The sequence below is a fragment of the Mesorhizobium sp. B3-1-8 genome (genome assembly GCF_006439495.1).
Taxonomy (GTDB): Bacteria; Pseudomonadota; Alphaproteobacteria; order Rhizobiales; family Rhizobiaceae; genus Mesorhizobium.
Genome location: NZ_VFTK01000011.1, coordinates 59,235 through 81,749, shown reverse-complemented (window position 1 = coordinate 81,749; position 22,515 = coordinate 59,235). Strand labels below are relative to the sequence as shown.

Sequence of the window (22,515 nt, the reverse complement as noted above, 5' to 3'; positions counted from 1 at the left end):
TTCGTCATTCTAGGGCGGAGCAAGGAGCGAAGCGACGCGGCGCAGACCCAGAAGTTAAGATCGCCTGGCTGGAGCTTCATTCTAGAGCGCTGCATTCTTCGTTCGACGTCACGGCATCGATACTCGGGTCAAGCCCGAGTATGACGAAGGCGTGTAGGATCGCGGCATGTTCCTTCGTCCTTGGATCGAACCCGGCAAATGGCCGGCATTCGAAACCATCAGGAGGGAATATCCATGAGCATTTCCGAAGCCGCGCCTGCTTCAAAAGGCGCTTTGTGGGCCGGGCGCGCCCTCAGCGGCGTCATCGTCCTGTTCATGATCTTCGACGGCGCCATCAAGCTGCCGCCGCTCGACATCGTCACGCAAACGATGGCGCAGCTCGGCTGGCCGGCCGATCCGAATGTGGCGCGCATGCTGGGCGTCATCGGCCTGGTCTCGACCGCGCTCTACGCATGGCCACGCACGTCGGTGCTCGGCGCCATCCTGCTCACCGCCTATATGGGCGGCGCGATTTCGACGCATGTGCGGATTGGCAACCCGCTGTTCTCGCACACGCTGTTCGGCGTCTATCTCGGCATTATCCTGTGGGGCGGGCTCTATCTGCGCGACGCAAGAGTGCGCGCGCTGATCCCGTTTTCGCGATAGGGAGGAGAAGAGATGTTTGCCACCATCCTCATCATCCTGGCCCTCATCATCGCCGCCGTGCTGGTCTATGCCGCGACCCGGCCGAACGATTTCGTCGTCACCCGCTCGGCCAGCATCAAGGCGCCTGCCGAGACGATCTTCCCGCTGATCGACGATTTCCGGCGTTGGCCGGAATGGTCGCCCTTCGAAAAGCTCGACCCCCAGATGCAGCGCACGCTGTCCGGCGCCGAAAGCGGCAAGGGCGCGGCCTATGCCTGGGAAGGCAACTCCAAGGCCGGCAAGGGCCGCATGGAGATCACAAATTCGGCGCCGTCATCGCTGGTCTCGCTGAAGCTCGACTTCGAAAGGCCGTTCAGGGCCAACAACAGTGTCGACTTCTCGCTCTCGCCGTCCGGCGACGGCACCACGGTCACCTGGGCAATGCGCGGCGCAAGGCCTTTCATTGCCAAGCTGATGGGCCTGTTCATGAATTTCGACACGCTGATCGGCAAGGATTTCGAGGCCGGGCTCGGCAATCTGAAGCGCCTCACCGAGCGGTGAAAACCACGAAGTTTCAATGCGTTGGCGCTCAGTGCCGTAAATCCGGCCGGCGCGTAGCCGGCCAATCTTCATCATCTGCGGGATCAATTCAGCTGTTCGTGAGTTTAGGGCATGGCGGCGAGGACGGCGCTTGAGAGAGGAACAGCAATGAAGAAAGCAATTACCATCCTGGTGCTGACGGTGGCCCTTGGCGCCTGCTCGCAAACAGAAAAGGGTGCTGCGATCGGCGGCCTGGGCGGTGCGGCGGTCGGTGCCGCGGTGGCAGGCGATCCGGTGCAAGGCGCGGTGGTCGGCGGCGCTGTTGGCGCAGTGGCCGGCGCGCTGATCGGTCATGCCAGCGAAGCCGGCCAGTGCCGCTACCGCGACCGCTACGGACGCGTTTATGTGGCGCGCTGCCCGTCCGGCTATTGAGGCATCGGACCGGACAATCGAATAAAAAACGGCGGGCATGGGCCCGCCGTTCTCGTTAACGAAAAAGCCGTGATTACTCGGCGGTGGCGGCTTCAGCCTCGGCCGGCGCGGCGGTCGCCGCGGCGGCGGCAGCAGCCGCGTCTTCCTGGGCCTTCTTCAACAGGGCGGCGCGTTCCTGCGCCTTCTTGCCGGGCAGGGCCTTGTTCGGGTTCGAGCGGGTCTCGCGCTTGGCAAGGCCGGCCTCGTCGAGGAAGCGCAGCACGCGGTCGGTCGGCTGGGCGCCATGCGACAGCCAATGCTTGACGCGATCGGCGTCGACCTTGACGCGCTCGCCGTCCTTCGGCAGCAGCGGGTTCCACGAGCCGAGCGACTCGATGAACCGGCCGTCGCGCGGCGAACGGGCGTCGGCGACGACGACGTGGTAGTAAGGACGCTTCTTCGAGCCCGCACGGGCCAGTCTGATCTTCAGTGCCATTGTTTTCTCCTAAAAGCTCTGATTTCGTTGATGAGTTTTCAGCTGGGTTTCAGCCGGTTTTCGTCACGCCGTTGGAAGCGGCGATCTGTTCGTGATGCCGGATCACCTCGCGGACGACGAAGTTCAGGAACTTCTCCGCGAAATCCGGGTCGAGGTTCGCATCTTTCGCCAACTGGCGAAGGCGGGCGATCTGCTGCTGCTCGCGCGACGGGTCGGCGGGCGGCAGGCCATGCTCGGCCTTCAGGACGCCGACCGCCTTGGTGCAGCGGAAGCGCTCGGCCAGCATATGGATGAGGGCGGCGTCGATGTTGTCGATCGAAGCGCGGTAGCCAGCCAGGATGGCGCGTGCGTCGGCCATGTCTTTCTCCTCGTTCATCGCCCCCTCACTTCTTTTTCCCAAGGCCGGGCAGCCCGCCGCCGCCGAGGCCCGGAAGACCCGGAAGCTTCATGCCGCCGGGCAGGCCCGGCAGTCCGCCGCCACCGGGAAGTCCGCCCGGCATGCCTTTGCCGAGACCGGCGGCCTGCGCCTGCTTCTGCAGGGCCTCGAGCTGCTTGGGATCCATCCTGGAAAGATCGGGCATGCCGCCGCCCGGCATCATGCCGCCAAGGCCCATTTTCGAGGCGAGGCCGCCCATCATGCCGCGCATGAGGCCGCCGCCTTTGCCCTTGCCGCCCATCGCCTTCATCATGTCGGCCATGCCGCGGTGCATCTTCAACAGCTTGTTGATCTCGGCCGCGTCGGTGCCGGAGCCGGCGGCGATGCGCTTCTTGCGCGAGTGTTTGAGCATATCGGGGTTGGCGCGCTCGGCCTTGGTCATCGAAGAGATGATGGCGAGCTGGCGGCCGAACATCTTGTCGTCGAGGCCGGCGGCGGCGAGCTGGTCCTTCATCTTGCCCATGCCGGGCATCATGCCCATGATGCCGCCCATGCCGCCCATTTTCGACATCTGCTGAAGCTGCTGGGCGAGGTCGTTCAGGTCGAACTTGCCCGACTGCATCTTCTTGGCCATCGCCGCCGCCTGCTCGGCGTCGATGGTCTCGGCGGCCTTCTCGACGAGCGAGACGATGTCGCCCATGCCGAGGATGCGGTCGGCGATGCGCTTGGGGTGGAATTCCTCCAGCCCGTCCATCTTTTCGCCGGTGCCGATCAGCTTGATCGGCTTGCCGGTCACGGCGCGCATCGAAAGGGCCGCGCCGCCGCGGCCGTCGCCGTCCATGCGGGTCAGAACCAGGCCGGTGATGCCGACGCGTTCGTCGAAGCTCTTGGCAAGGTTGACGGCGTCCTGGCCGGTCAGCGAGTCGGCGACCAGCAGGATCTCGTGCGGGCTCGACACCTTCTTGATGTCGGCCATCTCGACCATCAGCGGCTCGTCGATATGGGTGCGGCCGGCGGTGTCGAGGATGACGACGTCATGGCCGCCGAGCCTGGCGGCCTGCACGGCGCGCTTGGCGATATCGACCGGGCTCTGGCCGGCGATGATCGGCAGGGTAGCGACCTTGGTCTGCTCGCCGAGCTGGCGCAGCTGCTCTTGTGCTGCGGGCCGCCGCGTGTCGAGCGAGGCCATCAGGACCTTCTTGTTCTGCCGCTCGGTCAGGCGCTTGGCGATCTTGGCCGAGGTGGTCGTCTTGCCGGAGCCCTGCAGGCCGACCATCATGACGACGACGGGCGCCGGCGCGTTGAGGTCGACGGCCACGCCCTCGGCGCCGAGCATCTCGACCAGCTCGTCATGGACGATCTTGACGACCATCTGTCCAGGCTTGATCGACTTCAGCACCGCGGCGCCGACCGCCTTCTCGCGCACCTTGTCGGTGAAGGAGCGAACCACTTCCAGCGCGACGTCGGCCTCGAGCAGCGCCCGGCGCACCTCGCGCAAAGCCGCCGAGACATCCGCCTCGGACAGCGCGCCGCGGCCAGTCAGGCCGTTCAGGATGGAGCCAAGACGCTCCTGGAGGGATTCAAACATCTGCGGTCCTTGATCTCGGTGGGTTTCGACCGAGAGGTAGTGCGTTCGCGCCGGGTCGCCAAGCAAAAGCGCAAAGCCAAAAAGCACCCGGGGGCGCATCGCGCTGCCGGGTGTTGGCCTCCAGGATCTCTTTACAGCACCTGCCTCAAAGAGGCTTCGGCGTCCTAGTCGGCTTTCGCGAAAGAAAACTCGTCGCGGAATTCAGCGGCTCTAGACAGGAAATTGGCCGCGGAGTCAAGGCTGATGCATGTCGCGCAAAAGTGCGCAGCGGTTTTGCGGCAACGGCATGCATCAAAAAACGATGCCGGAATCCGAGCCAAAACGCCGCGATTGGCGATAGCTCAGCCCAGGCTTTGCTTGCTCGTCCCGACCCTGAGCGGCGAGCGGCGGTGCAAAAGCAGCAGCATCGTCAAAAGCGTGCTGACGATACCGATGGCGGCGATCAGCACAGCGTCCAGCCCGGTCCAGCCGGGGCCTTCGAGGGGCTTGGCATTGAGCAGCGCGAAGCCATTGTAGCCCTCCTGGTGCGAGATCAGCAGGAGGCCGGTCAGATTGTTGCCGAGATGGGCGCCGAAACCGGCGCCGAGATTGCCGGTGACATAGACCAGGAGCGTGAGCAGCAGGGCAAAGGTGCCGATCGAGACCAGCACGCAGGCATTGATGGCAAGTGTCGAGGCCGAATTCCAGTGCAGCGACGCGAACAGCAGCCCGGGCAGCAGCGCCCAGACCAGCGGGCTGCTGAAGCGATAGGCGAGGCCGCGCAGCAGATAGCCACGAAACAGCATCTCCTCCGACGAGGTCTGCAGGAAGGCGAGCAGCACGATCGGCACCAGGAAGAGCAGCCAGGACGAAAAGGCGATCGGCCCGCGCGCGATCTCGGGCTGCAGCCAATAGAGCAAGACCTCGGAAAAGAGCGAGGTGATCATCACCGCGGCCAGGCCCTTGAGGAAATCGCCGCCCGCGACGCGGCGGCTGACGCCGAACAGAGCCGACAGCGGCTCGCCGTGGACGAAGCGCATCGCCACCCACAGGCCGATCCAGATGCCGGCAAAGGAGGTCAGGGCGCTCAGGATGCCGGTGGGCGATGCCAGGAAGTCCTGCATGTAGCGCCCGGTCGAGGGGCCGGGGAGACGCCAGACAATGTAGGCATAGGTGCCGGCAAACAGCACCAGAGCCGTCATCGCCATCCAGAAGGCGATGACGATCGCCGTCCCGAAGAACAGGCGCAGCAAATTGGTCTTTTCGTTCGGCGAGCGGCGATAGCGCTCGAAGGCGGCATTTTCGATCGTCACGCGGCTCCCCTGCCGAAGGCTTTCGCCACATGGGTCTAGGAGATCGGCAGTTACCGCGCAATTACCGTCCACGCGGAGTTGCCGCGCGCAGGATCAAAAAACGGCCGCCAGCGATGGCGGCCGTTATCTGACAGCGATCAAGCCCGATCAGCGCATCACATAGACGATGCGCCGCGTGCCAGGGTCGACCAGCGCCGGCTGGTTGTTCACATAGACGTAGCGATACCGGTAATCGGGGATCTCGCGCAGCTCGACCGTGTCGGGCAGTGTGGCGCCGGTCACCACCTCGCCGTCGAGATAGACCGGGTCGACCCGGTGCGTGGCGACATAGGTGCCGACCTCGGCCGGCGGCCTGCCGATCGACTCAATGGCGTCGTCGTTGGAAACGATGGCGCCGGTGTAGGTATCGGTCGTGTAGATGTTGTCGGTCGGCGGGGCGACGACGGCGATCTCGGCATTGGCCGGGCGGCGGGTCACGACGACGCGGCTGCCGCCGAAATCGCCCGTCACATAGTCGGAATAGACCCAGCCCTTGCCGTCGGCTTCGGCGATCGTGCACCATTTGCTGCCTTCGATGCAGCCGTTAAGCGTGGCCGACTGCCCTGCCGCCAGCACGCCGATAACCGGATATTGCGGCCCGGGGCCAGCGCGAACGTTCAAGTCGGTCACCGCCTGTACGGGAGTGTCGGCGAAAGCTGCGCCCGACATTGTAAGCAGCGCACCGGCCAGAGCCGGAAACAACACGCGTGTCATGGTTCTTCTCTCCGTTTTCAACGCTCCCTCGGGATCGGAAACGAAACAAAGGCTTATGCGTTCCGGCTAAAGTGCTTTGCGCCCGCTCACAAATTGTTCCAGGCCTTTTTCGGCGCGCCTGTCAAAAGATCGTGCACGAATGCGAGTTTGCCCGCCGCCACCTCGGAAATCACGAAGGGGTAAAGATCCGGCAGACCCATGCAGCGGTTGATCGAGTTGGATGCCTCCGACAATACCAGCCAGCGGGCCAGGATCCTTTCAAATGGCTCCGGATCCAGGTCGGGATCGGCGGGCGCCGGGTGCAGACGGCCACCAGTGTCGCCCCGCGGGATGGCGTCGGCATCCACGGTCTCCAGCCGGCCCAGCGGAAAATTCAGCGCATGGACCATTTCCAGCGTGTCGGCGATGTGGAGATGATGCGCCCAGGTCTCGGCCCAGTCCTCCCAGGGATGGGATGCGGCATAGGCGGAGATGTGGCGTTGCTGCCAGTCCGGCGGCGCGCCATTGGCGTAGTATGCCTTCAGGGCCTGTTCGTAATCGGCCTGCTCGTCGCCGAAGAGCGCGCGGAAGACTGAAAGCCGAGCGGGATCGCCACGGATCAGCCGGTCCCAATAATAATGGCCAAGCTCGTGGCGGAAATGGCCGAGCAGGGTGCGGTAATTCTCGCCCATTTCGACGCGTCGTCGCTCGCGCTCGACGGAATCGGCCTCGGCAACGTTGAGCGTGACCAAGCCGTTGTCATGGCCGGTCAGGATGCGCTCTCCGCCCGGACCGGCGCCGATCGGATCGGCGAGGAGGTCGAAGGCAAGGCCGATCTCATCCTTGGCGTCGGCCTTGGGAACGACCGGCAGGCCAAAGGCGAGCAGTGAATAGACGGCCCGCTTCTTCGCTGCTTCGACCCGGATCCAGCGCCGACGGTTGCCGTCGATGGAAAGGTCGGGAATGACCTGGTTGAGGGCGCAGGCGCGGCAGAAAGTCCGGCCAGCCTCGGCCCGCCAGTTGCAGGCGCATTCATCGGCATTGCCGCATGCGGCAATGCCGCTCGCACCCGCCAGCAGGAAACGTGCTTCGTACGGGTCGTAGAGCACCAGGCTGGAACAGTTCAGACACTGGGCGTTCTCGAAATAAAGGCGGTGGCCGCAGTTTGGACAGTCGAACAGCTTCATCTTGTTTTCAACATGCGGAAGAGGTGGAAGCCTCGTCGAAACGTCCGCCGGGCCTCCGGCGTTCCGAAGCTATTTCGTAGCGAGCTGGGCAATGACCTGCCGGGCCACGCTTTCGCCCGAAAGCCTGGCGCCGCCGCAGGTCTGGATCAGCGGGCCGGCGACATGCTCGCCGGCGAAGAAGATCTTTTCCGCTAGCGGCTGCATCAGCGTCGCGCGCGCCTCCGAACGGCCAGGGCGCGCCGCGGCATAGGCGCCGCGCACAAAGCGCTCCGCGCCCCAGTTCGTCATCATGGCGCGGCCGACATGCTTCCTCACGTCGCCGCCGAAGATGCCACACAGGCGGTCGACGACGAAATCGACCCCGGCCGCCTCGCCTGCGGCCGACATCTCCCAGGCGAAGTCGCCGCCGACGAAACCGACCATCAGGTCGAGATCGAAGGGGAAGCAGAGGAAATAGATGTCGTGCCTGGCCATGCGTTCGATCAAAAGGTCGTCGAAAGGTTCAAGGCCGAGCCGCGTGCCCTTGATCTCCACCGGCAGCTTGGTCAGCATGCCCATGGGCAGGTCGAAGAAGGCGCCGAAATGCGCGTCTGGCAGCGCCGGCGAGAACTCGATCTCCTCGAAGGCGAGCACGGCCGGCGAGGCGGTGACGATCACCGCCTTCGCGCGCACCGTGCCGCGGTCGGTGACGCAGGCGACGCCCGGTACATCCCAGAGGATCTTGCGCACCGGCGTCGACAGCTCGACCGGCACATCGAAGCCGAAGCGCGCGACCAGCGCGCCGAACCCTTCCTTGCTGAAATAATTGGGGTCGAGGTCGGCCGCCGCCTGGAAGTCACGGATCGAGATCTCGTCCTCGTCGGCGCCGAAATCCATCGGGCCGGCGAAGGTGGCGGCCGCGCGCGGCGCCTGGCCCTTGGCCAGCAGCGCCGACAGCCGATCGTCGTCGCCTTCCTCGACCTGGTGATTGGCGAGCAATTCGAACAGCTTGGCATCGGCCGCCTTCATCTCGGCCTCTTCCTCCTCGCCCGCCTTGCGCTTGCGGTAATAGAGGTGATCGACATTCATGTCGTGGTGATGCAGCGTCCAGCCGGCCGCCTGGGCGTCCGGAAAATAAGGATTGCGGTCTGCCGCGTGCAGCCAGGCGCAGCCAATGTCGAAGGGCACGCCGAAATGGCGGTCGCTGGTCCAGGCACGGCCGCCGATGCGATCCATCGCCTCGAGAAGAAGGAAGGAAAGCCCGGCCGCTCGAAGCGTCTTGGCCGCGGCAAGCCCCGCGGAACCGGCGCCAATGATCACGACGTCAACGTCTTTCATGAGGCAAGCCCGCCACACCTGATGGCTGATCGTAGGCAAATTGCCCTTCTTTCGCCAGTGTCGGGTGTCACGTCCCCGGCGGGGGCGGTGACAATCAGGCGTTTCGCTGGCAAATTCGCAACCGGGACGTGATTCAAGGCAACCAGGAGACGGATATGGCATTTTTTGCCAAGGGAAGGATTTTCGTGGCCACCGCGGCGGTGGTGGCGATGTTTGGGCTGGCGACAGGCGCCGAGGCCGCGGCCAGCTGCGGCAAGAACGGCGCCGGCTTCGACGCCTGGAAGCAGGACTTTGCCGCCGAGGCCAAGGCCAACGGCGTCGGCCAAAGGGGCCTTTCGGCGCTGGCCGGGGCGACCTACGCGACAAGGACGATTTCGGCCGACCGCGCCATCCACAAGGCTTTCAGCGGCTCCGTTGAGGCGTTCATGAAGCGCCGCGGCGCTTCCGCCATCATTTCGAGAGGCCGTGCGCTGAAGAAGGCGAACGCGGCGATGTTCGCCAATATCGAGCGGACCTATGGCGTGCCGCCGGGCGTGCTGCTGGCCATCTGGGGCATGGAGACCGGCTTCGGCGCCTCGATGGGCAACCAAAACACGGTGTCGGCCATCCTGACGCTCGCCTATGACTGCCGCCGCCCGGATTATTTCACCCCGCACGCCATCGCGGCGCTCAAGCTGGTCGATCGCGGCGCGCTCAGCGCCGCCTCGGTCGGCGCCATGCATGGCGAGATCGGCCACACCCAGTTCCTGCCCGGAAACGTGCTGAAATACGGCGTCGGCAGCGGCAACCTGCGCGACCGCAACACGGCGCTGGCTTCCACCGCCAACTACCTCAAGGGCCATGGCTGGCACGCCGGCGCGAGCTATGAGGCCAATATGGGCGCAATCGCCGGCTGGAATTCGGCAAGCGTCTATCAACAGGCCATCGCCCGCATCGCCGAAGCGATCGACGCGGATTGATCGAGATCGGTCATTCCACGGAGGAGCTCGGCCATACGCCGGGCTTTTTTGTTGGACTCGGAGATTGGCGAAAGCCGGGATGATGGCCAATCTCCCCCCTTGCGGGGGAGATGTCCGGCAGGACAGAGGGGGGTGCTGTCCCTCCAGCCTGTCCGGCAATCCTCACCATTTTCACGCTGGCGCCCAGCTGCAAATCAGAGAGGCAGCGATCCTTCACACCCCCCTCTGCCCTGCCGGGCATCTCCCCCGCAAGGGGGGAGATTAGCAGCTTCAGCGACGGTTCCTTGCCGCCAGCGTCCGCAGCCGCAGGCCATTAAGGCGAATGAATCCTTCGGCGTCCTTCTGGTCGTAGGCGCCGCGGTCGTCCTCGAAGGTGACGAGCGCATCGGAATAAAGCGTCTTCTTCGACTTGCGGCCGGTGACGATGACATTGCCCTTGTAGAGCTTCAGCCGCACCGTGCCTTCGACGTCTTCCTGGCTCTTGTCGATCATCGCCTGCAGCATGAGGCGCTCGGGCGAAAACCAGAAGCCGTTATAGATGAGCTCGGCGTAGCGCGGCATGAACTCGTCCTTGAGGTGGGCGGCGCCGCGGTCGAGCGTGATCGATTCGATGGCGCGATGGGCGGCGATCAGGATCGTGCCGCCGGGCGTCTCGTAGACGCCGCGCGACTTCATGCCGACGAAGCGGTTCTCGACCAGATCGAGGCGGCCGATGCCGTTGTCGCGGCCGAGGTCGTTGAGCGCCGCCAGCATGGTGGCCGGCGACAGCTTCTTGCCGTTGAGCGCGACCGGGTCGCCCTTGAGGAATTCGATCTCGATCTCGGTGACGGCATCGGGCGCGTCCATCGGCGAAACGGTGCGCTGATGCACGAATTCCGGCGGCTCGCTCCACGGATCCTCCAGCACCTTGCCCTCGGAGGAGGAGTGCAAAAGATTGGCGTCGACCGAGAAGGGCGCTTCGCCGCGCTTGTCCTTCGCGACCGGGATCTGGTGCTGCTCGGCGAAGTTGATCAGATCGGTGCGCGACTTGAACGTCCAGTCGCGCCAGGGCGCGATGACCTTGATGTCGGGGTTGAGCGCATAGGCGGACAATTCGAAGCGGACTTGGTCGTTGCCCTTGCCGGTGGCGCCATGGGCGATCGCGTCGGCGCCGGTCTCTTTCGCGATCTCGACCAAGTGCTTGGAGATCAGCGGCCGGGCGATCGAGGTGCCGAGCAGGTAGGTGCCTTCATAGACGGTGTTGGCGCGGAACATCGGGAAGACGAAGTCGGCGACGAATTCCTCGCGCACATCGACGATGCGGATGTCCTTGATGCCCATCATCTCGGCCTTCTTACGGGCCGGCTCCAGCTCGCCGCCCTGGCCGAGATCGGCGGTGAAGGTGACGACTTCGGCGCCGAGCTCGGTCTGCAGCCATTTCAGGATGATGGAGGTGTCGAGGCCGCCGGAATAGGCGAGCACGACTTTCTTGACGTTCTTGATCTTGGACATTTTTGGCGGTTCCGCGGGAAAAGAGCTTCGCGGGGCGAGGTATCACGGCCTTTCCGGGCGGCGCAAGAGACGAACAGAGGCCTGGCTCCAGCACAGGCTGGGCCAGAAGTTTGCCCGGGCAGACGCTGGCGGAGCAAAAATGGTCGCGTTATAGGCTGCGCGATCTCTCCCAGGGCCGCGCGCATGTCCTTCATTCCCGACACTTCGACGCTCATCCAGTTCGCCATCGCCACCGTCATCCTGGCGATCACGCCGGGGCCGGACATGACGCTGTTCGTCTCGCGCACGCTGAGCCAGGGCCGCGCCACCGGCTTTGCTTCGATGGCGGGCGCGCTCACCGGCACGCTGATCCACACCACGCTGGTTGTGGTCGGCATCTCGGCGCTGATCGTCGCCTCGCCGATGGCCTTCTTCGTCCTGAAGATTTTTGGCGCCGGCTATCTGGTGTTCCTAGCCTGGCAGGCAGTGACGAAGGGCTCGGCCTTCTCGCCGGAGAAGAGGACGGGACCGCAAGTCTCCCTGTTCCGCAGCTGGGCGGCCGGGCTCGGCGTCAACCTGCTCAATCCCAAGATCATCCTGTTCTTCATGACCTTCCTGCCGCAATTCGTCTCCGCGCACGATCCGAACGCGTCCGGAAAGCTGTTCTTCCTCGGCATGATGTTCATCATGCTGTCGATCCCGGTGACGGTGCCGATGGTGCTGGCGGCGGAAAAGTTCTCGGCGGCGATGAAGGCAAGCCCGCGCGTCACCCGCGTGGTCGACTATCTGTTCGCCGGCGTGTTCTCTGCCTTCGCGCTCAAGATACTGACCGCGCAGGCGAAGTAGGGTTCACGGCTCCGCGTCGAGCAAGGGCGCGCGACGCCAGCTTCCGGCCCAGCGACCGGCGGAGAGCCAGTAGAAGATGCCGCCGACCATGCCGGCGCCGATCACGGCCAGCCTGGCATTGGTTTCGGTGATGTCGAAATTCGCATCGCCGAGATTGTGCACGAAGCCGAGAAAGACGATGGCGATGACGGCGCCGCCGAGCGCGTAGAACAGCCAGTCGCGGCGGCCGAGCACCTCGGCTATCAAAATGACGACCGCCGCCGGCATGAAGGCGAAATAAGCGACGAACAGCGCCACGAAAGGCACCGAGAAGTAGAGCGATGCGGTGGCTGTCGGCTCCGGATCGGCCGGCGTGTAGCCCAGATGCGCCAAGACCAGGACGTTGAGGAAGGTGCTGGCCGCCAGCGAGGCGACGACATAGCCGACCAGGATGGCGGCAAAGCGGATGAGGTAGGCGATGATGCGCCTCACGCCTCGCCGTGTCCCGCGATCATCATGGCTTCGAGCGCCAGCCGGTCGACCTTGCGCATGCGCTCCGACTCCGACTTGAGCTGGCCGCAGGCGGCGAGGATGTCGCGGCCGCGCGGGGTGCGGATCGGCGACGCGTAGCCAGCATTGTTGATGTAGTCGGCGAACTTCTCGATCGTCTCCCAGTCCGAGCACTGATAGTTGGTGCCGGGCCAGGGATTGAAGGGGATCAGGTTGATCTTGGCCGGAATGCCCCTGAGCAGCTTCACAAGCGCCTTGGCGTCGTCGAGGGAATCGTTGACGTCCTTCAGCATCACATATTCGAAGGTGATGCGCTTGGCGTTGGAGAGGCCGGGATAGGCCTTGCAGGCGGCGATCAGGTCTTTCAGCGGGAACTTCTTGTTGATCGGCACGAGCAGGTCGCGCAGGTCGTCATTGGTGGCGTGCAGCGAGATCGCCAACATGACGCCGATCTCCTCGCCGGTGCGGGCGATCTCCGGCACCACGCCCGAGGTCGACAGCGTGATGCGCCGCTTCGACAGCGACAGGCCGTCGCCGTCGGAAGCGATCAGCAGCGCCTTCTTCACCGCCTCGAAATTATAGAGCGGCTCGCCCATGCCCATCATGACGATGTTGGAAACCTTGCGGCCCTCGGCCGGCACGATGGCGCCGTCCGGCGTGTCGCGGTCGGGGAAGTCGCCGAGGCGATCGCGCGCGGTGAGCAGCTGCGCCAGGATCTCCTCGGCGGTGAGGTTGCGCACCAGCTTCTGCGTGCCGGTGTGGCAGAAGGAGCAGGTCAGCGTGCAGCCGACCTGCGAGGAAATGCAGAGCGTGCCGCGGCCTTCCTCGGGAATATAGACGGTCTCGATCTCGACGGGACGACCGGCGCCGCGCGGCGGAAAGCGGAACAGCCATTTGCGCGTGCCGTCGGAAGAGATCTGCTCCTCGACGATTTCCGGCCGCGCGACGGTGAAATGCTTGTCGAGCTCGGTGCGCAAGTCCTTGGAGATGTTGAACATATGCGCGAAGTCGGAAACGCCGCGCACATACATCCAGTGCCAGAGCTGCTGGGCGCGCATCTTGGCCTGACGCTCCGGCACGATGCCGGCATTGATGAGAGCTTCACCGAGCTCGGCGCGGGTCAGGCCGATCAGCGACGGCTTCTCGGCCGGTGTTGCGCGGCGCAAGGCGTCACGAGCGCCTTCGGCGGTAAGATCAAGCGAAACGGTCATGGTGGCGCCAATATAAGCGATTTGCGGCCGATTTCAGCATCGGCCGCAGATGGAAGCGCGGCGCATAGCACAGCTCGGCGACGGAGTCATGCGCCCCGCAGGTTCAGGCGTCGGCTTCCGCCTTGCGGCGATGGCCGCTGACCTGCTGGCCGTCTTCCGGATGCAGGAAGAAGAACCCCGGTATGGAAAGCAGCGGGATCACCGCCGTCAGCAGGAACGCCCAATGGAACTGGTCCGCCGTCGGCGCATGCGCCTGGCCGGAGACGAGGCCGAGCACCATGGCGGCGATCGAGACGCCGAGCGAAACGCTGAGCTGCTGCAGGACGCCGCCGAGGCTGGTGGCGCGGCTGAGCTTCTCCGCCGGCAGGTCGGCATAGGACAGCGTGTTGGACGACATGAACTGCGCCGAACGCACGATGCCGAAGAAAAAGACATAGAGGCCGATCAGCCAATGCGGGGTGTCGGCATCGAGCAGGGCAAAGCCCGCCACGGCAACAGAGCCGACCACCGCGCTGCCGCTCAGCACGGCCTTGAAGCCGAAGCGCCGCAGGAAGAACGACAGCAGCGGCCGCATCAGCAAGGCGCCGAAACTGCCGACGAAGGTCAGCGAGCCGGACGTGACCGGGCTCATGCCGAAGCCGACCTGCAGCATCAGCGGCAAAAGGAACGGCGCGCCGTTGAGGCCGATGCGGCACAGCCCCCCGGCCAGCGTGCCGACCCAGAAGGAGCGGAAGCGAAACAGCGTGAGATCGACCGCGGGCGCCGCGACGCGGCGGGCATAGCGGCCGAAGGCGAGCAGGAGCAGGACCGACGCGGCCAGCACCAGCATGGTCGCCAGCGAGGAAATGATCGGCCTGCCGATATTCTCCAGGCCGAACTGCAGCAGCGCGGCGCCGGCCCCCACCATGAGGAAGCCGGCGAAGTCGAAAGGCTGCGCCTCCTCGCCGTGGAAATCGTCGACGAAGCGCAAGGCGGCGAAGATGCCGATGAGGCCGAACGGCACGTTGACGTAGAAGATCCAGCGCCAGGACGCATAGGTGGTCAGCAAGCCGCCGAGCAGCGGACCGATGACGGGACCGACGATCGCCGGCAAGGTCATGTAGGTCATGGCGGTGATGAGCCCGCTGCGCGGAAAGGAGCGCAACAGGATCAGCCGCCCGACCGGCGTCATCATGGCGCCGCCCAGTCCTTGCAGCGCGCGCATTGCCAGGAGCATGCCGACGCTGTCGGCCACGCCGCACAGGACCGAACCGAGGGTGAAGGTGAAGAGCGCCAGGGCGAAGATCTTGCGGGCGCCGAACCGATCGGCGAACCAGCCGCTGACCGGAATGAACACCGCCAGCGTCAGGATGTAGGTGGTGATCGCCAGGTTGAGCCGGACCGGGGTGGTGTCGAGGCTCTGCGCGATGGCCGGGATAGCGGTGGTGAGGATGGTGGAATCGAGCTGCTCCATCAGGAAGGCGATGGCGACGATTGCCGGGATGATCAGCTTGAGACGCGGGTCGCGCTCGGTCGCAAAAAGATGCTGTTCCAATTGTCCGCCAGTTCCGTCGTGCAGGAAGCGGTGGCCCGCCTGTGGGCCATCCACGATCAAGCCGGCGTCGATGTCGTGCGGCCCAGCCGGCTTGGCCTTCCCACCGCACCCGAATGCTTTATGTCCCGATCGATGCGAAGCGATAGCGATTTCGACTGGCACAGGGGTCAACAAATTTTGAGCCCTGCCGCCTGTGCCAGGGCGGAACGGGGCTGGCTCCCGCCATGGTCGGCTGAAAATCGATCACATATTCGTGTTGGCGTAACCAATCGAAGCGCATCCGCGAACCTGAAAGGGGCGACCATGCCCCTCAACAATGGGAGTTGTTCTGATGCACTCGATCAAGTTCGCACTCGTTGCCGGCCTCGCCGGTCTTTGCGCCTCGCAGGCCTTTGCCGAGGACACGATGGGCGCCATGACGATGATGAAGGGCGGGCAGGTCACCGCGATCATGCCGGACGGTCACATGGGCACCATGATGCCGGACGCCAAGATGAGCGCCGATATGATGAAGATGGCCAAGCCCATCAAGCATTGCATGATGATGATCACCGACGCCAAGGGCAAAGCCTACATGATCGATACGTCGACCAAGAAGGCCCAGGCCGAATGTGAAAAAATGGCGATGTGAGATCCACCTTGCCCGCCTGACATTCCCGCGGGCATCGGAGCCGGCGGGACAATCTTGAGCGCATGCACGATTACGCTTGCGCGGTCTTGATCGACCCTCAGCCTGTGCTAGGGCTGAATTCCATCACGAGGGCGGACATGGCCGGCATATCCCGAAAGAATCGTATGCTGCGGCGCTCACAGGCGATGTGGGTGTCGCGGCGCGTCTGGCAGCCGCGCCTGGTCTTCTGGGCCGGCGCCATCTCGATCGGCCTGATCAGCGTCCTGTTCGCATTGCTCGCCGACCGCGCGCAAACCCTGTTCCATCTCATGACGGGCAATGACGGCGGCTGGCGCTTCTATCTGCCGCTGCTCGTGACGCCGCTCGGTTTCGTCCTTTGCGCCTGGCTGGCGCATTCCTTCTTCCCGGGATCGCAAGGCAGCGGCATTCCGCAGGCGATCGCGGCACGGCATCTGCGCGACGAGGACGACCGCAGCCACATCCTGTCGCTGCGTTTGGCGGCGGGCAAGATCGCGCTCACCATCGTCGGCCTCGCCTGCGGCGCCTCGATCGGCCGCGAAGGCCCGACGGTGCAAGTCGGCGCTTCGCTGATGCTGCAGGCGGCGCGCTGGGGCGGCATGGCGCAGGCGCGCGGCCTGATCCTTGCCGGTTCGGCCGCCGGCATCGCGGCGGCCTTCAACACGCCGCTCGCCGGCATCGTCTTCGCCATCGAGGAAATGGGCCGGGCCTATGAATCGCGCACCAACGGCCTGGTGCTGACGGCGGTTATCCTAGCCGGCCTTGCCTCGCTCGGGCTCATCGGCAACTACACCTATTTCGGCGTCGCCAAGGACACGGTCGCCTTCGCCGCCGACTGGCCGCTGGTGCTGGCCTGCGGCATCATCGGCGGCGGTGTCGGCGCGCTGTTCTCGCTCTCGGCGCTGAAGGTCATGCGCCGCATACGGCGCTGGAACGCGCTGCAGCCGCTGCCGCGCACGCTGGTCGTGGCGGCTGTCTGCGGCCTGGCCGTGGCCGCGATCGGCATCGCCTCCGGAGGATTGACCTTCGGCACCGGCTACACGCAGGCGCGCGGCGCGATCGAAGGCACGCCGCTGCCGGCCTTCTTCTTCGTCGAGAAATTCGCTGCCGGCCTGTTGTCGATGGTGTCGGGGATACCGGGCGGCATCTTCGCGCCGTCGCTGGCGGTGGGCGCCGGGCTGGGCAGCACGCTCGGCTTGGTCTTCGGCGCGGCCACGGGAACCGCGGCGCTGCTCGGCATGGCCGGCTATTTCGCCGGCGTCGTGCAGGCGCCGATGACGGCCTTCGTCATCATCCTCGAAATGACCGGCAACCACGACAATGTGATCGCGCTGATGTGCGCGGCGGTGCTGGGCTACGGCACGGCGCGGCTGATCTCGCACGAGCCGCTCTATCACGCGCTGTCGCGCGTCTTCATCGCCGAGGCAATCCGGCGGCGGCGCGCGGAGACGAGCGAATCAGTCAAGGCGTAGCGCTTCGAAGGTGGGTCGTCGTCACAAAACCCAACGGAACGCGCGCCTGAGTTCGGCGGCGCCGTCTTTGTCATACCATCGGCCATGCGCGATTATGACGCGCTCCGGCTGCCAAGCGAGCATCTGGTGAACCGCCGCCCGCAAGGCCCGACGACGGCGAAAGAAGCTCAGCCGCATGTCGACCGGCGCCTTGCCGTCCGGATCGATCGCGCCGGCGAGCCTGACGAGCAATCGCAGAAACCAGCTATGAATCCGGCCTGGCTCGAAGTTCTCTATCAGGTCGGTGAGGATCAGCGTTTGCGATGCGCGATGGAACAGCACGGCCTCGGTGAGGACGTCGCCGCGCACGACCAAAAGGTCGATCTCAGCGGGCCAGGGCGAGGCGCGCCCCACCAGCAGCCGGTCCACGGCGATAGGACGCTTTGCCCGTTCCCGCAGGCCGCGCACGGCCAAAACCTCCGCCCTAGGCATGGCGACCTTCCAGTCGGGCAGCCACCAGTAGTGAAGGGAGTTCGGCGCGACCAGGAAGCGGACCGGCCCCAGAAGCTCGACCGCGGACCGGAGCGCGGGCGCAAGCGCGACGGGCGAATGCAGGATCAGGTCGCCACTGCGAAGCCGCACGACTGTCATGCGGGTGGTGAAAGGAAATTCAAACGGTCCGACGCCGAAGCCGATCCGTGGTCCATCCACGATCCACAGATCGGGAGCGACGGGTTTCAGGACATCGATCGGCTCATAGAGATCGAGAGCGGACCTGTCGGCGGGCGATTCCTGGGGCATGGCTACTCGGCGGTAACTCGAAGCGCGATGCGGTCAGCCGAAACCGTCCGGCGCCTGCGAGCCATATGGCGCGCCTTCGTCTGGAGGGAAGCACATGGCTGCACGCATCGCCAGCCACTCGCGAAGCGCGACACGGATTAATTCCATGCGTCCGAGCTTCATGCGCGCCGCGATCGTCGACAGCGCAATTTCGGTGGCCGGGTCGAACGACATGGACGCGGAATCGCGCAGCATCGCCGCGGCGCGAAAATCGGCGAGCCGCGCGTCCTCGGCCGGACCGGCTTGCCCTTCACCCGGTTTTGCATTCGCAGTCGCCTGCGACTTTGCCGGGCCCGTGGCGGTGTCGCAGTCCCGGATCGCAACGAGGCTGTCACCTTTGATCGTAACGAGGACGAGGCGCGACCCCCGCGGATAATATCGGAGCAAGGCAGCGGCTTGATCGGCGAGGATGGCGCCGTTCCATTCGCAGAGCTCGCCGCCGAGCAGCCAGTTCCGCTGCCCGCCATTCGTCATCACGGCGATATATTCTCCATCGCAAGGATAACCGATCAGTGCGATTTCCTCGTAGTCTTCCAATCTGCGCATCGCAAATAAGTCCCTGGTCGATGAAGCCGTGCTCATCTCTTCTTGCGCGAAAACGGCCCGGCAACCTCCAAGCCGAGATGCCGGGCCATCGGCAAGCGCCCGCGCGCAGCGCTTCCCGGGTCACCTTTCCGGGTCACCTGGGGAGCCGGTAACCTGCGACAGCATCTCGTTCGCGCAGGCAATCAGGGGGACGGTCGAATTCGGCAGCCGCGCTTGCGACAGCCACAATCGGCGGTGCTCCTGCGATAGGCCCTTCATCGCGGTGCGAGCAGCGGAGGTGATCTCGAATGGCCCGCAGGCGGCACACTGGAACTCCACCTTGCGCAGCATGACCTCGGCTTCCAGGGCCACTCCGGCGCAAACGGGACAGGTGGACGGATAGTATCTCCTTTCGAACGGCAGGAGTTTCATCGCGCGGACTTATCCGACGGCATGCGGCATCGGCGGATCGTGAATTCCAGCTTCGCGTGCATTCTGTCTCCCTTGTCCGGCAGCCGGCGGCCGCGATCAGCCTCTTGTCTTGGGCGCGACGCTCCGGCGCGTGGCGACCTCGATCTGCTTTGCTTCCACTTCGAGCCGATCCGGCGCGGCGGACCCCATCAGCGCATAGGCGGTACCCCCAGACTGCCAGTAAACCGTCGGCACGCGGCCGTCGGTGGCAGGCGTCGGGGGAACGGCGTCCTCGCCGTTCATCGGAGCCGCCACAAGTGTGATGCGCCCGACGCTTGGTGTATCGGCCGTCACGACCAGGCTCTGCTGTCCGTTCCAGGGCTGCACCTGGACATCCTTGACCACCCATGCCGAGGGCAGCGTCGGCATGCTGACGTTGACGGCGCCAACCAGCCGCTGGATCTTGTCCTGTTTGAGCTCGACGCCCTTTTCGGGACCGGCATTGAGTTGCGCGACGCGCAGCGCATCCCGCGCGGCCAGGATGAAGGTTTCATCCGCCGTCTTGCCGCCCTGGCGAAGCGGCACGGTCAGCGAGTTGGCCGACCATCCGATCGCGATTAGCGCGACGGCGGCGACCTGAAGTCGGAGCATCGCGAACATCCGTCTGCGGCGAAGCGCCTGTTCCAGCTGTCTCGCCTTGTCGACGGTCGCGCCGGGCGGAAACAATCGCCTTGGTTGGGAATCGCGCAACGCTTCCATGCGTTGCGCGTGGGCAAAGACCTCCGCTGCCAGTTCCGGCTCGCGGGCAAGCCGGGCCTGCAGCTCGGATCGCTGCGACGGCGACAGCTCGCCATCCAGCAAGCGGCCGATATCCTGCTCGGAAACGCGACTATCGGGCCACATCACGCCCTCCAATGATCTTCAGATGACGGGAAGCTCCGTCATCCATATTTTCCATGTTGTGCTTCAAGGCAGCGCGAGCCCGGCTGAGACGGGACATCACGGTTCCCGTCGGCACGCCCAGAAGTTCGGCCGCCTCGGAATAGGTAAAACCCAGCACGCCGACCAGGTGCAGTATTTCGGCCTGGTCGGTCGGCATCCGGGCGAGGGCCCTGCCGACGTTGGAAAGTTCGGCGCTGTGCTCCTGCGGCGGCGGCGAGGCGGCATCCGACATGTCGGCGATGGACGCAAGGCGCCGCCTGTCGGCATCGGCCTGACTGGCACCGGTGAAGAAGGTGTTGCGGACAATCCTGATCAGCCAGGGAAGCAGCGGCCGGGAGGGATCGTAGCTGCCGGCCATCGACAACGCACGGGCGAGAGATTCCTGTACAAGGTCATCGGCGTCGGAATCATTGCCGGTGAGCACTCTGCCGTAACGCCACAGATCCTCCAGGTGCGGTATGACGTCGAACTTCGCTTTCATCCCATCTCATGCCGCCCGTCTCATGCCCGTGTTGGCGCAAGCCGGGCCTACCTTACTGCGCTGTCCAGCCAAAGCCGGCGTGAAAAGCGGCCCAGCGGTCAGGGACAGGGGGACAGGCAACCGCTGGGCCGGCTGGGAGCGTGCTCCTCCCGACTGCAAGCCCTGAAAGACACTCATCCCCCAGTGCTTGCCGCCGCTCCCTGTTTCCGGCGCGGCCCTGAAAATGACGGGCCGCGTCAAAACGTGTTCTCCCTCTTTGCGCTATCTACCGGGCTCGGCGGGAAACTATTCCGTCGGCCGCGAAATTTTTCCGGGCGATTGGCCGCGGGTATGAATTCCCGGCCGTGCCTCGCCGACGCCGCCCGCCGAGACGAACCGGCGCGGATACAAGGCAAGCTGAAGGGAAAGGCCGGACCTGGTGGCCCGGCCTTGCGTCAGTTCATTCGTCGTTTTGGCGGTTTGTGGCTCTTGCCTATTTGCACTTGGCGATCGAAGACAGCGCGGCCGAGATGCCCTTGAGCGAGAAGACGTAGGAGGTGGGGTTGCCGCGGCCGGACTTCGCCTGCACCTTCATGTCGGAGCCGGTCTTCATGGCTGCGATCAGCACCGGCTCTTCGGCGGCGTTCTCGACCCAGGCCGACTTGCCGCGGGTGAACATCGAGAAGGATTTCTTGTCGATGGTGACGGTGGCCTTCGAGCCTTCCTGGAAGTTGTAGCCGGCGATGAACTGCGGCTCGTAGGAGACCTGCTGTCCGGGCCGCTGGCTGACGAAGAAGAACATGTCGCCATGGTCGAGCGTCGCCGGCTGCTTGTCGGTGGGCACGGTCAGCACATAGCAGACCTTGCCGGCGGCCGACTGATAGCTGTAGGTGCCCCAGGCATTGTGCTGGCCGATCTTGGTCGCCTGTTGCGCCAACACCGGCACTGCCGAGGCCACCAGGACCAGGCTGGAAACTATAGCAATCAATCCGCGCATCGTTCTTCCCGTATTCCAAATGGTGCGGAGGCGGGCCGCGTGGCGTCCTGCCGTCGCTTCATTTTGATTTAATCAGGGTTACCAAACGGTGAATTGTCCTCGAAGAAAAGGAACTCACCCCAGGAAACCGCCACCATCCGCGCCGCCACTGTGGATTGAGGCCGGCGCGACGTCCCGGCGCGGAGTTGGATGCCACGAAAACGGCAAGAGTTTGTCTTTTCGCACGCGCTGATTTACGGGCGTGAGGCGAGGCGAGATCAGTTCTTGTCCGCCAGCGCGTCCCTGGCGGCCTGCCTGTGGGCAGGCGTGATATGGGCGCTGACGGCGGTGATCGCTGCGGTCAGCACGGCAAGGTCGTCGGTGAAGCCGAGGCCGACGACGAAATCGGGAATGAAATCGAACGGCAGGACGAAATAACCCAGCGCGCCGAGCAGGATTGCCTTGGCCCGCATCGGCGTGCCCTTGTCCATGGCGCAATAGTAGGCGGCGACCACCTCGTCCATGAACGGAATCTGCCGCGCCGCCTTCCTGGCGGTGCGCCAGAATTTCTCGCGGACCTCGCCCTCGCCGGCAAGCTTGTCGCCGAAGCCGAAGAAATCGAAACCGGTACCTTGCGTCATCAGTCGCTCCTTGGCGACCGGTCGCATCGTTGCGCCGGCCCACCGCGTGAAAATGTGGTGAAAGCGGGGGGCTGCTACAAGAGTTTGGGCGGTTGCTTGGCCGGAAAATCGGAAAGGGATGCTGGCCAGCGGTGACCCGGCTGGCGATCGCCTAGTTTCTGCGATTGGCCGAGGCATCCTTCCCATCGTCATCCACGGGCTTCGCTCCTTGCTTCGCCCTGGAATGACGAAGAAAGGCGAGTCTTTTCGACTCAGCCGAAATATCGGTTCATCTGCCTTGCCAACTCGATATCCAGCGCCGTCACGCCGCCTGCGTCATGCGTGTTCAGCGTCACGTCGACAGTCTTGTAGACATTCGACCAGTCCGGGTGATGGTCCATCTTTTCGGCCGCCAGCGCCACGCGCGTCATGAAGGCGAAGGCTTCGGAGAAATTCTTGAAGACGAAGCTGCGTTTGATGGAAGCGCCGTCGGCGGCGAGCGACCAGCCTTCGAGTTCGGCGAGCGCCGCCGTGATCGCTTCCTTGCTGAGTTTTTCTCTGGTCATGTC

The 22,515-nt window shown here is 64.7% G+C and carries 26 protein-coding genes; 7 read left to right on the top strand and 19 right to left on the bottom strand.

The window, feature by feature from the left end:
• The first annotated feature begins 234 nt into the window (after positions 1 to 234).
• From FJ424_RS12575 to FJ424_RS12565, 3 genes are all read left to right on the top strand, one after another.
• A complete protein-coding gene (locus FJ424_RS12575; protein ID WP_140647876.1) occupies positions 235 to 645 on the top strand; it encodes a DoxX family protein in 411 nt (136 codons plus the stop codon).
• A 12-nt stretch (positions 646 to 657) separates the two neighbouring features.
• Entirely contained in the window at positions 658 to 1,185 is a 528-nt protein-coding gene (locus FJ424_RS12570; RefSeq protein ID WP_140658645.1) for an SRPBCC family protein, read from the top strand.
• 147 nt (positions 1,186 to 1,332) lie between these two features.
• Entirely contained in the window at positions 1,333 to 1,596 is a 264-nt protein-coding gene (locus FJ424_RS12565) for a YMGG-like glycine zipper-containing protein (RefSeq protein ID WP_095770014.1), read from the top strand.
• A 73-nt stretch (positions 1,597 to 1,669) separates the two neighbouring features.
• On the opposite strand, the gene rpsP is transcribed toward FJ424_RS12565, so the two are convergent.
• From rpsP to FJ424_RS12530, 7 genes are all read right to left on the bottom strand, one after another.
• On the bottom strand, positions 1,670 to 2,071 hold the full coding sequence (rpsP, locus tag FJ424_RS12560) for a 30S ribosomal protein S16 (protein ID WP_140658644.1): 402 nt from the start codon (positions 2,069 to 2,071) through the stop codon (positions 1,670 to 1,672).
• 49 nt (positions 2,072 to 2,120) lie between these two features.
• Entirely contained in the window at positions 2,121 to 2,447 is a 327-nt protein-coding gene (locus tag FJ424_RS12555) for a chorismate mutase (protein WP_140658643.1), read from the bottom strand.
• A gap of 7 nt (positions 2,448 to 2,454) precedes the next feature.
• Entirely contained in the window at positions 2,455 to 4,035 is a 1,581-nt protein-coding gene (gene ffh, locus FJ424_RS12550; protein ID WP_140658642.1) for a signal recognition particle protein, read from the bottom strand.
• A 341-nt stretch (positions 4,036 to 4,376) separates the two neighbouring features.
• Positions 4,377 to 5,327: a type II CAAX endopeptidase family protein gene (locus FJ424_RS12545; RefSeq protein WP_140658641.1), complete on the bottom strand. Its 951-nt coding sequence runs from the start codon at positions 5,325 to 5,327 to the stop codon at positions 4,377 to 4,379.
• A gap of 147 nt (positions 5,328 to 5,474) precedes the next feature.
• A complete protein-coding gene (locus FJ424_RS12540; protein WP_140658640.1) occupies positions 5,475 to 6,080 on the bottom strand; it encodes a DUF1236 domain-containing protein in 606 nt (201 codons plus the stop codon).
• Positions 6,081 to 6,166: 86 nt separating this feature from the next.
• The gene (locus FJ424_RS12535) at positions 6,167 to 7,246 is read right to left on the bottom strand and encodes a putative zinc-binding metallopeptidase (RefSeq protein WP_140658639.1); all 1,080 of its coding nucleotides are present in this window, start codon (positions 7,244 to 7,246) and stop codon (positions 6,167 to 6,169) included.
• A gap of 69 nt (positions 7,247 to 7,315) precedes the next feature.
• Positions 7,316 to 8,563 (bottom strand): NAD(P)/FAD-dependent oxidoreductase, encoded by a 1,248-nt coding sequence (locus tag FJ424_RS12530; protein WP_140658638.1) that lies wholly within the window; start codon positions 8,561 to 8,563, stop codon positions 7,316 to 7,318.
• A gap of 155 nt (positions 8,564 to 8,718) precedes the next feature.
• Here FJ424_RS12530 and FJ424_RS12525 point away from each other — a divergent pair, with 155 nt between their 5' ends.
• The gene (locus FJ424_RS12525; protein ID WP_140647868.1) at positions 8,719 to 9,522 is read left to right on the top strand and encodes a lytic transglycosylase domain-containing protein; all 804 of its coding nucleotides are present in this window, start codon (positions 8,719 to 8,721) and stop codon (positions 9,520 to 9,522) included.
• 270 nt (positions 9,523 to 9,792) lie between these two features.
• Here FJ424_RS12525 and FJ424_RS12520 read toward each other — a convergent pair whose 3' ends face one another.
• Entirely contained in the window at positions 9,793 to 11,013 is a 1,221-nt protein-coding gene (locus FJ424_RS12520) for an argininosuccinate synthase (protein ID WP_140658637.1), read from the bottom strand.
• Between the two features lie 183 nt (positions 11,014 to 11,196).
• On the opposite strand from FJ424_RS12520, the gene FJ424_RS12515 reads away from it, so the two are divergent.
• Positions 11,197 to 11,838: a LysE family translocator gene (locus FJ424_RS12515; protein WP_140658636.1), complete on the top strand. Its 642-nt coding sequence runs from the start codon at positions 11,197 to 11,199 to the stop codon at positions 11,836 to 11,838.
• A 3-nt stretch (positions 11,839 to 11,841) separates the two neighbouring features.
• Here the strand turns inward: FJ424_RS12515 and FJ424_RS12510 are convergent, their stop codons facing one another.
• From FJ424_RS12510 to FJ424_RS12500, 3 genes are all read right to left on the bottom strand, one after another.
• A complete protein-coding gene (locus FJ424_RS12510; RefSeq protein WP_140658635.1) occupies positions 11,842 to 12,309 on the bottom strand; it encodes a hypothetical protein in 468 nt (155 codons plus the stop codon).
• Positions 12,306 to 13,538, bottom strand: coding sequence for a 23S rRNA (adenine(2503)-C(2))-methyltransferase RlmN (rlmN, locus tag FJ424_RS12505; protein WP_140658634.1), 1,233 nt, complete (start codon positions 13,536 to 13,538; stop codon positions 12,306 to 12,308). Before rlmN ends, FJ424_RS12510 begins: the two co-directional genes overlap by 4 nt.
• A gap of 103 nt (positions 13,539 to 13,641) precedes the next feature.
• Positions 13,642 to 15,072 (bottom strand): DHA2 family efflux MFS transporter permease subunit, encoded by a 1,431-nt coding sequence (locus FJ424_RS12500; RefSeq protein WP_140658633.1) that lies wholly within the window; start codon positions 15,070 to 15,072, stop codon positions 13,642 to 13,644.
• 331 nt (positions 15,073 to 15,403) lie between these two features.
• Here FJ424_RS12500 and FJ424_RS12495 point away from each other — a divergent pair, with 331 nt between their 5' ends.
• Positions 15,404 to 15,703, top strand: a complete 300-nt coding sequence (locus tag FJ424_RS12495) for a hypothetical protein (RefSeq protein ID WP_140647862.1) — start codon at positions 15,404 to 15,406, stop codon at positions 15,701 to 15,703.
• Between the two features lie 137 nt (positions 15,704 to 15,840).
• Positions 15,841 to 17,193 carry a chloride channel protein gene (locus FJ424_RS12490; RefSeq protein ID WP_140658632.1) on the top strand — a complete coding sequence of 451 codons (1,353 nt, stop codon included), beginning with the start codon at positions 15,841 to 15,843 and terminating at the stop codon, positions 17,191 to 17,193.
• A 21-nt stretch (positions 17,194 to 17,214) separates the two neighbouring features.
• Here the strand turns inward: FJ424_RS12490 and FJ424_RS12485 are convergent, their stop codons facing one another.
• From FJ424_RS12485 to FJ424_RS12450, 8 genes are all read right to left on the bottom strand, one after another.
• Complete coding sequence (locus FJ424_RS12485; RefSeq protein ID WP_140658631.1) at positions 17,215 to 17,973, bottom strand: DUF4336 domain-containing protein; 759 nt, start codon at positions 17,971 to 17,973, stop codon at positions 17,215 to 17,217.
• A 33-nt stretch (positions 17,974 to 18,006) separates the two neighbouring features.
• The gene (locus FJ424_RS12480) at positions 18,007 to 18,558 is read right to left on the bottom strand and encodes a hypothetical protein (RefSeq protein ID WP_140658630.1); all 552 of its coding nucleotides are present in this window, start codon (positions 18,556 to 18,558) and stop codon (positions 18,007 to 18,009) included.
• A 120-nt stretch (positions 18,559 to 18,678) separates the two neighbouring features.
• On the bottom strand, positions 18,679 to 18,969 hold the full coding sequence (locus FJ424_RS12475) for a hypothetical protein (protein ID WP_140658629.1): 291 nt from the start codon (positions 18,967 to 18,969) through the stop codon (positions 18,679 to 18,681).
• Between the two features lie 96 nt (positions 18,970 to 19,065).
• Positions 19,066 to 19,851: a hypothetical protein gene (locus tag FJ424_RS12470; protein ID WP_140647857.1), complete on the bottom strand. Its 786-nt coding sequence runs from the start codon at positions 19,849 to 19,851 to the stop codon at positions 19,066 to 19,068.
• Positions 19,838 to 20,371 carry a sigma-70 family RNA polymerase sigma factor gene (locus FJ424_RS12465; RefSeq protein ID WP_140658628.1) on the bottom strand — a complete coding sequence of 178 codons (534 nt, stop codon included), beginning with the start codon at positions 20,369 to 20,371 and terminating at the stop codon, positions 19,838 to 19,840. The genes FJ424_RS12470 and FJ424_RS12465 overlap by 14 nt, the downstream gene beginning before the upstream one ends.
• Before the next feature lie 472 nt (positions 20,372 to 20,843).
• Complete coding sequence (locus FJ424_RS12460; protein WP_140658627.1) at positions 20,844 to 21,347, bottom strand: invasion associated locus B family protein; 504 nt, start codon at positions 21,345 to 21,347, stop codon at positions 20,844 to 20,846.
• Positions 21,348 to 21,604: 257 nt separating this feature from the next.
• Positions 21,605 to 21,967, bottom strand: a complete 363-nt coding sequence (locus FJ424_RS12455) for a YkvA family protein (protein ID WP_140658626.1) — start codon at positions 21,965 to 21,967, stop codon at positions 21,605 to 21,607.
• Positions 21,968 to 22,218: 251 nt separating this feature from the next.
• Positions 22,219 to 22,512, bottom strand: coding sequence for a 4a-hydroxytetrahydrobiopterin dehydratase (locus tag FJ424_RS12450; protein WP_140658625.1), 294 nt, complete (start codon positions 22,510 to 22,512; stop codon positions 22,219 to 22,221).
• Between the last annotated feature and the right edge of the window lie 3 nt (positions 22,513 to 22,515).